This window comes from Peribacillus sp. NPDC096540 (genome assembly GCF_050278525.1).
Taxonomy (GTDB): Bacteria; Bacillota; Bacilli; order Bacillales; family DSM-1321; genus Peribacillus.
In genome coordinates this window covers 110550-123453 of the sequence record NZ_JBNNTG010000010.1, presented here as the reverse complement: position 1 = coordinate 123453, position 12904 = coordinate 110550, and the positions used below count along the sequence as shown (strand labels likewise).

Below are 12904 nucleotides of genomic sequence, written 5' to 3'. Positions count from 1 at the left end.
TCCCATTTTTCTTTATTAATGAATAATTCCTTGTTCGGTAAAATAATTTATGGCACCTTGATGATACTCAATTGGAATTTGCTTAGTTGCTTCATTTATTGATATATCAGAAGCAGCCGGATGTGTATGCTGTAGCTCAGGCAGATGTTCATATAATGTTTTAACAAGATTGTATGCCTGCAAATCTGACATTTCGTCGTAAGTTAATAAGACATTTTTAATTGATATCGTTTGAATGTTCTTTCTCATCCCTTTATACGTGTCACTTGAAATTGCATTCTTTGTATAACCACCATATTGGTTTTGTAGTCTGTCAATGATATATTCCGGTACTGGAATAAATGAGAGATTCGTTTCATTTGAGATGAAAGCGATTTCATTATTCGGGATACCTGAAGAGAAGAAAGCCACATCAATGGTACCATTACGTAATGCTTCTGCAGATTGAGAAAATGAAAGATAGGATAAATTCAATTGGTCAAGCGGTAAACCAGTTTCCAAGAGGATCCGTTCTGCAATTAGTCTTGTACCACTACCTGTCGTACCAATACTAATTCGTTTTCCAACTAAATCTTCTAAGGAATCAATATTGTTTTGATTCGTTGTAACAATTTGAACATAGTTAGAATAAAGGGTCGTTAATGCTCGTAACTTTGATTTATTCGTTTCTGGTAAATCAAGTACATCTACTGTAGTAAACCCAATTTCTGCTCGATGTCGGCTAACTAATTCAGTATTTTCAATAGATGCATGGGTGACTTGAGTCCCCGATACAGCTCCATTATATTTTTCATACAAGTTGGACAATACTTGTCCTAATGAAAAATAAACTCCTGACATATCTCCTGTTGCAATAATTAGCAGCCTATTATTTAAATCCTGACCCTCTGAAGTTAATTTCTTCTGAATTAAGGTATTAGCAGGTGTAGTTATTTCCTGCTGCTCATTCATAAAAGAGCATCCTGTTATGAAACAAAATAACAAAGCAGCTTTTATAAAGAGTACTCCATTTTTCATATTGGTTCTCCTTTCTTAGTAAAAGTTAAATGCAAGTACTGTGCCAAGTCGATTTAAAGCTTTAAAATGCAATTCCTGCCGAATTCTCGTGCATTTTTATCTTAAAAATCGGCATTTTTTGCCGGGTATCCAGAAAAAAATGCCGGTATCGGGAGTGATTTAATTTATCTCTTGTTCCCCATTTGAAATAAGTTTAATTTTATCGCGAAGGCTTCTTTCTGAAATTTTTAGAATTTGTGCTGTTTTTTGACGGTGATTTTTACAGTATTGAAGTGTAGCTGTAATTACTTTTTCCTCTATCTCTTTCATCGAGATTCCGATTGGGATACTAAAACTGTTAGGGTCTTCATTGGGACTTTCAGACTGTAATTTTAGTTTCTGTTCTTGAACATATTGTGGCAAGTCAGCATCTTCCATATTTTTCGAATTTGAAAGGGCAACAGCATACTCTATAATGTTACCAAGCTCCCGCACATTCCCGGGATAATGATAATCTAGCAACAGCCGACGTGCGGATGCTGTGAACGTCTTATCTTCCCGCTTCATATCCTTAGCGTGTTTTTTGATGAAATAATCCATAAGCAATGGTAAATCTTCTTTTCTTTCTCTTAATGGGGGCATAGAAATTGGAATGACATTTAGCCTGAAATACAAATCCTCTCGGAACTTACCTTCCATCACCATTTGTTCCAGATTTTTATTGGCTGCGCTTATAATACGGATATCCAATGATATCTTTATATTGGAACCAAGAGGCGTTACTTCCCGTTCCTGTAACACACGTAATAATTTGGCCTGAAGTGGAAGAGGCATTTCACTAATCTCATCGAGAAAAAGAATACCCCCATTGGCAGCAACGAATTTCCCTTCCTTCCGTTGTGTGGCACCGGAAAACGCTCCTTTTTCATAACCGAATAATTCAGATTCTAGCAACATTTCGGGTATAGCTGCACAATTAACAATCTGCATTGGATTGTTTTTTCGCCTTCCTAAAGTATGAATGTTTCGGGCCACAAGTTCTTTTCCAGTTCCACTTTCTCCAGTAATAAGAACGCTTGAATCAATATCCTTCACTCTTTCGATCATTGAAAAAATACGCTGCATTGCTTTGCTATTACCAAGGAAATTTCCGAACCCTCTTGTCTTCTCTAATTCTTCATGAAGCGTCTCTAACTGATTGGACATTTGTTTAAATTCGGCTGCCCTCATTAAAAGCAATGACAGTTCTTCTATATTGATAGGCTTTTCAATATAGTAATAGGCACCTTTTTTTATAGCCTCAATGGAAGTATCGATAGATGAATAGGCAGTCATCATAATTACAGTAATATTAGGGGCCTTGAGTTTAATTTTTTGAAGAACATCTAATCCACTTTTACTCCCTATTCGTAAATCAAGCAGAACAATATCAAATGAAATCTGTTCAATGTGTCGAAGACCTTCATCTGGATCTGTTGTAGTGACAACTTGATAATCGTCTTCTAATGCAAAGCTAAGAGCAGTACAAATTGCAGGTTCATCATCGATCACTAGCACATGCGGTTTCATTTTCTAATTCCTCCTTTTATGATCATAACAAAAGATTTAATTACATTATTAACTCCAAATGGCTTCTTGTCCTTCAGATAAAGGTAATAAGATGACGAATTTTGTTCCTGAATTAAGATAACTTTTCACATAAATATCCCCATTATTTTCTTTAATTAGTCTGTAAGATAACGTAAGGCCTAAGCCGACCCCTTTTTCTTTATTGGTGAAGAAAGGTTCAAATATGTGATTTTGTTCCTCCGGTTTCATTCCCTTGCCTGTATCAGCTATGATAATCCGTCCTGTTTTTTCGTTCAATTTATCAATTGTAATTTTAATAGTTTTTTGCTTTGTTTCTTCTACCGCTTGAATAGAATTTAATATTAAGTTAAGAAGTACCTGGTGAATTTGTTGTAAATCTATATAGAAAACAAGGTCTTCATCAATTGTTTGTTCAAAATTTATTTGATTTTTCTCCATAGTTACCTTATGAAAAGCAAGTAAAGAAATAAGTTCGTGAGCGTAATAATTTCGTATATTTGGTGGACGTGGACGTGCATAATCAATTAGATCAGTAACAATCGCATTTAGCCGGTTTAATTCAGTAGGCAAGTGTTCCATAAGAACTTGGCGAAATTGAGGATTATCATACTTACTCGGAAGCAGATCAATAAAAGTTTTTATAGATGTTAAGGGATTCCGAATTTCATGTGCAACACCTGCGACTAGTTGACCAAGTGCATGTAATTTTTCTTGCGTGACCAATTTTTTCTCTAATAGTTTCTTTTCCGTCTCATCATTCATAGAAAGTAAGAATCCTGTTTGTAATTCTTGAGAATTGTACATTTTATGTACCGTATACGAGATTACCTTGCGTTCACTTTCCTCATTTAATACCAAAACTTGAAAATAGTTTGTCTCATTTTTATCCTCATGTTCTTGATAGGAACTTTTAAATAACTTTATTAGAGTTGGATAATTCCTAAGATTCAAAATATTATCTGCGGAGATGTTAAGTATTTCCGATGCTTTTGTATTACAGCTAGTTATCACGAAATCAAGGTCAAATGTAATGATTCCTGCATTGATATTGTTTAAAATCTGATCTTTAAATGCTTTACTATTAGCAATATTTTGCTGTTGCATCTGTAAATCCTTATTTAAAAGATGTAGACTCTTTGTTTGGGCATGGACTGATTTCTTAAGCTTTTGATTCCATATGTAAATAATTAAAAGGACCAGAGCCACTGCGGCTAAGATTATGATTAACCAAAAGATAAAATGTTCCAACCTGGCAATCTTTTGATTGGATTGAGGCATCACCCATTTATCAATTATTTCGTTTAAATTTCGATTTGCTTTAAGTTCAGTGAGTGTATTGTCTATCATGAAAAGCAACGTTTGATTCCCTTTTTTAACTGCAATTGTATAATCTGCTGGTTCAATAACTTCATCAAGTATGATGTAATGATTTTCTTGTCTGAACTTTTTTAAATAATAGTCTGCAGTCCATTTGTTGCCGATAAATGCATCTGCCCGATTGTTCAATAATGTTAGAATACCCGAATACTGATTAGAAACAGTAGTTAGGTTTGTATTTCTCATATTCAAAAATGTGCTGATTACTGGCGTGTTATTATCAAGGACAACATGTGAATTACGTAAATCTGTGAGAGTATGAATATCATTTTGCTTGACGCGTGGGATAATTATTGACTGAGACATTGTGAAATATGATTGGGTAAAGTCAAATTGATTATCTTTTTCGGCACTATATGTACTCCCAACAATCGCATCAATGGATCCATCCTTTAAAGCCTTTTCCGCATCTTGCATACCCATCGGAATATATTCAAATTCAAGCCCATTATAATTCGCTATTTTCTCCATGATATCAATGTTAATGCCAGTCAGCTCTCCATCCTTATTTTTAAATGAAAAAGGTGGAAGAGCCCATTCTCCTGCAATTTTATACGTTCTTTGTTCGGCAAAAATATAAGGGGACCATATTGTTTGAATGAAGAGAGTGAAACAACATATACCTAATATTTTATACATTTGTTTTATAATTAAGAGCCCTCCTTTAAATTGAAATCCTTAACGCCATTTAGTAATTCTCGCCATGATATTAATACTTCTCCAATAAGAACTTGATACCTCTAAAATCGAACATATTATTAGTGAAATCTGACACAGTTTTACATGTTATAACAAATTATGTGCCGCTATTCTACAATAAGAATAAATATATCAACTTTATGTAGTAGTCAGCCACGCTGCGACCATTGCATCTGCACTTCTGTTTGCAAAATCTGGATATATGTAAATTGGGCTAAATGATGAAAAGCGGAGTACTACTAAGTCTTTACCATTTATTCACACTGAATACAGAAAGCTATCTAAGCAACCAAAGCAAGAATAGCCCCTCTCACATTGAGAAGGGCTATTCAAACAATATAATTTTCATTCACTTTTAGAAATAGCATCTGATTTTATATAGTTTAGAATTATAGAATCCAATTTCGACTCATTCGAGAAATTACTTTATAGATGGAAAAATTTTTAAAAGCATTTCCTTAAAATTAAAAAGGATTTATTTAAGGCAGTTCTTGCTCAACTAACGGTACAGATTAATTTCCATATGCTCATCAAGAGACAAAATTCTACACGCTAACTCTTGATTCGGATCTAAGACCCCTATAACAATCTGATTATCTTCCGTAATTGTTACATATCTAAAGGTTTCATCACCATGAATCCGAAAATTTGTTTCCAATGGTGTCTCCAACTTTGCAAAGACAGTATCTGTGTACGTAAGTGGAAGAAAGTCATCTAAACCTTCTTCGGGGCTACCTAGCCACTTAAACATAAAATCTTTCAATGAAAGTTGTTCAATCGTCGATAGATGATTTTTAAATGTTAATTTGTCTATTGCTACCTTTTTCATCTTAACCACTCCTCAATATTAAATAAAGTTTATATGGATAAACTCCTAACATCAAGGGTATTACAATGACAAACGATTTACATTTTGATTACTAACTAACTTAATAAGTCATCTATTCCTACAATATCCCAAGAATTTAATTACCCTTTCTTAAATCTTTTATATAAATTGTAAGGTATTTTTTTAAAATCGTATTTCATCCTTCCATATTAACAGTAGCTTTTGCTTACCGACTCTTTATATATTTTTCTACCATGAGGTTTTGTAGTTTCCCTTACCATTCAAAGGAGTTTTATAGCTATTATTTTCACCGTCTTGCCATGTAGTAATTCCATTTTCATCTTTTATGAGGAACTTGAATTCATAGAATCGATTTGCAGCCAAATGGAATGTGCCACTCCAGCTACCATCTGGATTTTGGGTCAGCTTATATTCGTAATCAGCAGGATTCCATCTGCCGATTTCTCCTCTATCACCAATCAAGTAAACACCCTGATTGGGTGTAACGGGTACATTTTCAACTGTGAATGTAACTGGAATAGACTTACCTTCTAATTTATCTGCCAGCATCCTAAATTCATTTGTTGGATTTCCTTCATTATCGAATAAATATGACATTCTAAGCAAGGTAAAGCCGTCAAAATCGTAATTGAACACCATTTCGGCTATATTATCGAAGCCCCATTCATTATTGATAAGAGGAAGTGCATTTTCACCGTTTAAAGAAATTCCTTTTTCATTAGCTAATGTCGCGATTTTAGTTACTAACGATTTAGGTGCGCTATAGTATGGTGCTGTATGGGCGTCGTAATCTCCCATTTCTAAACAAGTAAAAGTGAGGGCCAAATTAGATTTCTTAAACTGATCAAGTAGTTGAGAGTAGTTATAGTAACCGGCGCTATACTCTGCTGAATGCGGCATGACTGGATCATTCATTTTCCAATGGACACCTGAGATCTTAGCCCCAATTGGTACATTAAAGACTTCATCAAAATGTTTATGGGCAAATTTCGAAATTTTTGAAAGATGATTTTCAAGCGCTCCTTGATACCACTCCATAAAGTCGTTTCCAAATTGTGTGTCACTTGCTTCACCATTAGTGAAAAATTCATCTCCGTTACCTGGTGGTTGAATTTCATTCCATTTTTTATACTCTGTTCCCCAAGCAGCATTCAGTTTTTTAATAGTTGAATATTTTTCTTTTATAGTAACCCTGAAATTCCGTTTCGCACCTTCTGTATAAACTTGAAGTTGTCCCCTCTCAGGATAGTTCCAACCGTCTACTTTCTGATATGAAGGATATCTTAATTCCCCAGCTGGACCTGCACTTAGATAGATTTTGACAATTAGATCTTTTTTATCAGCAAAGTTCTTTGCAAAGGATTTGTACAATTCGTTGTATTGATTAGCTGTTCCATCCCACCATGGAGCAAGTACTTCTTTATTCCAGTAACCACTTTCACTCTTGAATGCCATGTTTTCTGCAGAGTCTTTCTTCCAGAGCCAACTTGGGAGGGGATAATTACAATCATCCCCCACATTACCACCACATTGATGCGTAGACAAAATGGGCACCCATTTTAAACCGGAAGCTTCCACTACCTCCCCATATTTTTTATAATAGGACCATTCAAACTGATTATCTTTTTTATTCTCGACTAATCCCCACCAGATATCTGTTGTTATTGCATATACTCCATTTTCCTTCAACTGAATCAATTCTGCTTTAAATGCATCCCAATCTTTTATTTCCCCCAATGGGGCCATAACATATAGCTTGTAATCTGGTTTTACTTCTGCAAAACCAGATGAGGTACTTGATAAAGGAACAAAATACAGCATAAAAGTAAACATGCCAATAGATAAGTTTTTCAAACAACCACACCTTCCCTTATTGATAATAGAAACCAAGACTTTATTAGAAATAAAGCTCATGATGTGATAACGTTTTCATTTTCGGAAAAATTAAGTTGACCTTTACAAAAGAGTATATTTTACTTGGAAATATTTATCAATTATTTTTTTAAGATATATAGGGAAAATATCCGTCTCTGCGTAAAACTGAACAGAAACTTCAGGAATTCATAAGAGCAAAAAAACAATCCATAAATCCTCAAAAAAGAAAAACTGGCTCGTCCTAAAAAGACTATCCAGTGAAGAGGTATTAATACATTGCTAAAAAATTGAAGTTTTAAAAACTTGTGTTGGTAAATTCTGTTTTGAGCGTACGATATAGATTGCTTGTGTCTTACTGTGGATTCGATCTACCATATTCGTGAGATGATCTGAACTTCGACTGATAATATCGATCGCTTCTTTTCCACTTGCGTTTAATTGATCTCTGTAGGGTTTCAAAAGAAAAAGGCCTGAATTAATTTTATATATTTGATTCTTTACCGCATGGTTTAATAAACCAGATCCCGTATTAAAAACTTGCATTTTACTATTAAAGGCCTGTTTTTCAATTTTTAGTCTAACACCTAATACTCCCATTTTTGTCATCATAACTATACATGTGATTCCTGCAATTGCAACAGGGATAGAATTCAATCTCCACATGGCGATTAATCCAACCGCATGCCCTATATAATTGGTCAAAACATTTGTTAGAAAGGGAGGAAGTAAAAGGTAATTAAATAATTTCCGATCTTTTTTCCTCTCAGTATTTTTCTCTATTTTTGTACTGTAGATCATAAAATATGTTCCAACTAAGTAACATGGAATTGCCCAAACAGCCACTAAAATCCAATTATGCGAGACTTGCGGGTAAAAGGTCGTATTAAGAATCATTATGAATAAGGGAATTAACAACAAAGAACCTAATAATCTTAATTTCCCCTTTGAAAAGAGCCCTGAATATGTAGCTGCAAACATCATAAAACAATAAGGAGATACATCTTGATTAAAAAAACTGCCTAAACTATAGCTTACTTGAAATAAAATTTCATAATCTAAAGTAACAAAATTGTATTTAACAAGATATGGAAAAAAAGATTCTACCAGTGATTTTCCAAATGCCCCACTGCCAAATGAAAAAAGTAATAAACTTAACCATTTACCCCAATCTTTTTCTCTATTATTAATAAAAACTATCGCTGCAACTGTATACAGAATAAAAAAAGTTAATACCATGATAAACACCCTCTTTTCGGTATACTTTAATTAACAGCAGAATTTAAAAACGAAAGTACTTTTTCTTGATATTCATTTGGATAAGCTTGGTGACTTCGCAAATGCAATACATCTGATGTTTTCCAATATGTAAATTTGTCAGGATGACAGTTTGATAACAATTCGCTGTGTCTACAAAAGATTGTTTTATCTGCATCACTGTGTACAAATAACACTTTTCGGGGATATATTTTTCCAATAACATCAATAGGTTTTACAACATCAAGTTTTACACCCGATAAAAAAGGTATCGTGTTTAAAATAATTGGGTTAAATGGATACTTCGGTAGTTTAGTAAAATAAGATAAATTTTCGTTTAGGTATGCTTTTAAATCGCTGAATGGGCTATCAGCAACAACTACTTCTACACAGCTTTCATCAGCAGCAACCAACAATGATGTTGCAGCGCCCATAGAAAAACCAATTAAGCCAATTCGAGATTCAGGTTTTTTCTGTTTCACCCAATCAATTGCTCCCTGCATATCAGACTTTTCATAAAGACCAAGCGTACACATTTTTCCTTCTGATTCGCCCCATGCTCTAAAATCAAACATCACCACATTGTAGCCATCAGATACAAGTGTTTTTACTAATTTTAAAGCTTCTGCTCGAGGCTCTTCTCTGTTAGCTAAATATCCATGGCCAAAAATCAAAGTCATTTTTTCATTTTTTTCAGCAGGAATGTACCATCCTTTTAAAGTAAGATCATTTCCACGACTTTTAAAACTAATATTTTCATAATTTAAACCATAATTTTTAGGATTATCAATGACGGGTCTATCCGGAGGATGTATCAACTTCCAGCCAACAAAAATCGATACTAACATTACTAAAATAAAAATAAACGCTACCACACCAATAAAATACAGCATTGTTAAAATCTCCTATCAAATTAAATTGTAGACTATTCGGAACTACTTCCGGAATTACCAATAATTGTTGCAACCATATCTATTATACCAAAGGGTGTATTTCTTTTAACGGCTGCTCCTTGCAAGGCGGCCGTCAATATTCTTTGTAAACTAGGTATATAGAAATACATGATCCACAACGCATATAAGTGATTGTAAAGTCTTGTACCTGGTTTAGAGTGAATAGTAGTAGGGTTATAGTCCCTTATGTCGAATTAGATAGGCAGAAGGGAGCTAAAAAAATGGATACCTTTATGAAACGGAAAAATGAAGAATTAGATAAGTTTGTACTTCTTCTTACTCTTAGGTGACAGGCGGGTGACAAAACCCAATAAGTACATCATATCTTAGAATTCTGGTGCAGTTGTTTAGGGCTCTTCATCCCTTGCTATCACTGGTTTTATAAAAACTTTTCCCTTTCAGTTCACATTTCATCGGTTATGTTGCACTGAAGGGAAAAGGAATAGAATCCTTACAAAATGAAATCAGATTAGATTTAACAAAAATGCACCCCTGATGGGATGCTTCAATGAAGAGTGAATGATATCACTAACTCTCGATACCGGCGAAAGGATTGTAGTTAATGATCTTCGCCTTGACTTCCTTCGTGCATTCATCGGCTTCTTCTCTGGTGTCAAATACTACCGCTATCTACCCCCAATTAATTCACCAATACCTGGAACAAGCAAATCAGTTGCTGCGACTGTTTTACCATCATTCGTTTTTTCTCATATAGAAAGAATTTATTTAGGTTGAGCAATCTTAAATCGGAAAGAAATGCAAAAATGACTTCTCCGTCAATTTTACTAAAGTCCCCATTACTTTAAGAGAACATATTTACAAAATGAATTAGATATAGCGCTGAAAGTTAAACTAAAATTGTCCTCTATTATATCTTAGAGAACTATCTCGTTCATGTTGTAGTATTTGCATCGTTAAGCTTGTGAAAAATTCAAATTCATGTATAATACAATTGATGTATAATACATGAATTGGAGGGTAGGGACCTTTTTGAAAAGAGAACATGCCATAAAACTTAGAACAGATATTAAGAAATTGATTAGAATACAAGGGGTTTTTGAATCTCAAAATTTGCCTAATGGACCTTTTGAAAAACCTTTACCAGTTTCTCAAATGATGGCGTTAGAAGAACTAGAGCTGGAAAAATTAAATGTTTGGGAACTATCCAAAAAACTTGGGTTAGAGGCTTCATCTGTAAGTAGATTAGTAGACAAGTTAGTAAAAAAGGGGCTAATTTATCGTGAAGTAAATGAAAAAAATAGAAGAGAAATTTTTCTGCATCTCACAGAAAAAGGTCACATAACCGTTAATTGCTTAAGAGAGCACTCCATTACTTTTTATCAAAGAATTCTCGGTAATTTATCAGAATCAGAACAAAAAAAAGTTGTTGATGGTTTTGAATTATTTATTGAATCAATTTCTAAACCTTTTGATTAGAGTGAGGTAATAAAGTCATAACATTTGGAGGATAAAATGAGTTTGGATTTTGAACGTCCTATCATTGAATTAAAAGAAAAAATAGATGAATTAAAGAAATTTATGAAAGAAAATAATGTAGATTTATCATCACAAATTCATTTATTAGAGAAACGTTTAGATAAAATGCAAGATAAAATTTATTCTAACATTACACCTTTTCAACGAGTTCAAATTGCAAGGCTACGTAACCGGCCCACAACTTTGGACTATATACCTTTATTGTTTACTAACTTTTTCGAACTTCATGGTGATCGATTATATGGTGATGATAAAGCAATGATAGGTGGTATTGCTAAATTTAAAGGGGTGCCCGTTACGATTATTGGTCAACAAAGAGGTAGAAATACAAAGGAAAATATAAAAAGAAATTTTGGAATGGCTCATCCAGAAGGTTATAGAAAAGCGCTAAGACTTATGAAACAAGCTGATAAATTTAATCGCCCTATTATTACATTTATTGATACAATAGGCGCCTATCCAGGGAAAGGGTCTGAAGAACGTGGAATTTCTGAAGCGATAGCTCGAAATCTATTTGAAATGGTTACACTTAAAGTGCCAATTGTTTGTATTGTAATTGGAGAGGCATCTAGTGGTGGAGCTCTTGGCATTAGTGTCGGTAACCATATCCATATGTTAGAGAATTCTTGGTACTCGGTAATTTCACCAGAAGGAGCAGCATCTATACTATGGAAAGACGCTAAGTATGCTCAAAAAGCTGCTGAACATATGAAAATTTCAGCAAAAGATTTGAAACATTTAGGAATTATTGAAGAAATCATTCCTGAAATTAAAGGTGGTGCACAAAATGATATAAAATCGCAGGCAAAAATGATTGAATCTGTAATCGAATCATCTCTAAAAAAATTGATACTATTATCCCCGGAAGAGCTTATTCGACAGCGAACTGAAAAGTATAGACAAATTGGTAAAATTTAGAATAATAAATGGGAATTTTTTAAGTTGGAAGTCCACTTTGAAGTCCCTTTCTCACCCTGATGCTAGATTAAAAAGTAGACACAGATTGTTATAATAAATATATAACTATAACGAGATGTGTCTGTTGGCAAGAGTCAGAAAATTCGATGAGGAATTTAAAATTGAATCCGTAAAGTATATAAGTGAAAGGTCTATTCCCATCACTGGATTATCGTTGGCATATACATATTCATTCTGTGTAATCGGATCATCACTATCCCCTGGGTCAGGATATCGTTCAAAAAGGGATGCTCTTTTCCTAAGTCATTAACTAGTCCTAATGATGTAACTGAACAATTAACAGCATCTGTTGCAGGCTACAGTGATACGTTCATGCTTGGCTTCTTCATTTCAATCATTGCGGTGGTTGTATCTCTTTTCCTAAGAAAAAACAAAAAAGTAACACAAGGGGGTTAAAAGCACCCCTTTCCCAAGTTAATGGACTGCTCTACCGTAACAAGAAGAGCATTTCTTTTCTCTGCCCAAAGCAAAGGACGTGAGAGCAGAGTTACCAATGTAGATAATAAAGTTAATTAATTTTAAATTTACATATGACATCCATCTTTTTAAAAAGCGATAAAAACATCACCATTTTCAATTTCAACTTTGAATGAATTTACCCAACCATTATCGGTTTTTGTACGTTTCCATTCACGACACTGATTTTACAGTCACTAATAGGGTAAAAAACGAGATCGCCACTTACAATACCTTCCACCAGAACTCCCCCCTTTTTTGGACAAAGATTTTCAATAGCCCTAAATTCACCATTATCTAAATGGAAAAAGAGCAATTTCATGAGAACCTATAGTTACTGATTTCCCCGGTATCTCATTCACTGAGGAAACCTTGATCC

10 protein-coding genes are annotated in these 12904 nt (G+C 34.0%); 3 read left to right on the top strand and 7 right to left on the bottom strand.

The features are described from left to right. Positions 1 to 15 precede the first annotated feature (15 nt). The 7 genes from ACQKMR_RS11610 to ACQKMR_RS11580 all read right to left on the bottom strand — a co-directional run bounded on the left by ACQKMR_RS11610 (position 16) and on the right by ACQKMR_RS11580 (position 9534). Positions 16 to 1017, bottom strand: a complete 1002-nt coding sequence (locus ACQKMR_RS11610) for a TAXI family TRAP transporter solute-binding subunit (protein WP_427697431.1) — start codon at positions 1015 to 1017, stop codon at positions 16 to 18. A 159-nt stretch (positions 1018 to 1176) separates the two neighbouring features. Continuing rightward, entirely contained in the window at positions 1177 to 2565 is a 1389-nt protein-coding gene (locus ACQKMR_RS11605) for a sigma-54-dependent transcriptional regulator (protein WP_427697430.1), read from the bottom strand. A 48-nt stretch (positions 2566 to 2613) separates the two neighbouring features. Next, positions 2614 to 4602, bottom strand: a complete 1989-nt coding sequence (locus ACQKMR_RS11600) for a transporter substrate-binding domain-containing protein (RefSeq protein WP_427697429.1) — start codon at positions 4600 to 4602, stop codon at positions 2614 to 2616. A gap of 559 nt (positions 4603 to 5161) precedes the next feature. Next, positions 5162 to 5491, bottom strand: a complete 330-nt coding sequence (locus ACQKMR_RS11595) for a hypothetical protein (RefSeq protein ID WP_427697428.1) — start codon at positions 5489 to 5491, stop codon at positions 5162 to 5164. A gap of 249 nt (positions 5492 to 5740) precedes the next feature. After that, a complete protein-coding gene (locus ACQKMR_RS11590) occupies positions 5741 to 7366 on the bottom strand; it encodes a family 14 glycosylhydrolase (protein WP_427697427.1) in 1626 nt (541 codons plus the stop codon). A 300-nt stretch (positions 7367 to 7666) separates the two neighbouring features. Continuing rightward, the gene (locus ACQKMR_RS11585) at positions 7667 to 8623 is read right to left on the bottom strand and encodes a hypothetical protein (protein ID WP_427697426.1); all 957 of its coding nucleotides are present in this window, start codon (positions 8621 to 8623) and stop codon (positions 7667 to 7669) included. Positions 8624 to 8649: 26 nt separating this feature from the next. Next, positions 8650 to 9534, bottom strand: a complete 885-nt coding sequence (locus ACQKMR_RS11580) for an alpha/beta hydrolase (protein ID WP_427697425.1) — start codon at positions 9532 to 9534, stop codon at positions 8650 to 8652. A 579-nt stretch (positions 9535 to 10113) separates the two neighbouring features. On the opposite strand from ACQKMR_RS11580, the gene ACQKMR_RS11575 reads away from it, so the two are divergent. The 3 genes from ACQKMR_RS11575 to ACQKMR_RS11565 all read left to right on the top strand — a co-directional run bounded on the left by ACQKMR_RS11575 (position 10114) and on the right by ACQKMR_RS11565 (position 12009). Beyond that, on the top strand, positions 10114 to 10329 hold the full coding sequence (locus tag ACQKMR_RS11575; protein WP_427697456.1) for a hypothetical protein: 216 nt from the start codon (positions 10114 to 10116) through the stop codon (positions 10327 to 10329). Between the two features lie 255 nt (positions 10330 to 10584). Next, a complete protein-coding gene (locus tag ACQKMR_RS11570) occupies positions 10585 to 11031 on the top strand; it encodes a MarR family winged helix-turn-helix transcriptional regulator (RefSeq protein WP_427697424.1) in 447 nt (148 codons plus the stop codon). Between the two features lie 36 nt (positions 11032 to 11067). After that, positions 11068 to 12009 carry an acetyl-CoA carboxylase carboxyltransferase subunit alpha gene (locus tag ACQKMR_RS11565; RefSeq protein WP_427697423.1) on the top strand — a complete coding sequence of 314 codons (942 nt, stop codon included), beginning with the start codon at positions 11068 to 11070 and terminating at the stop codon, positions 12007 to 12009. Positions 12010 to 12904: the final 895 nt, after the last annotated feature.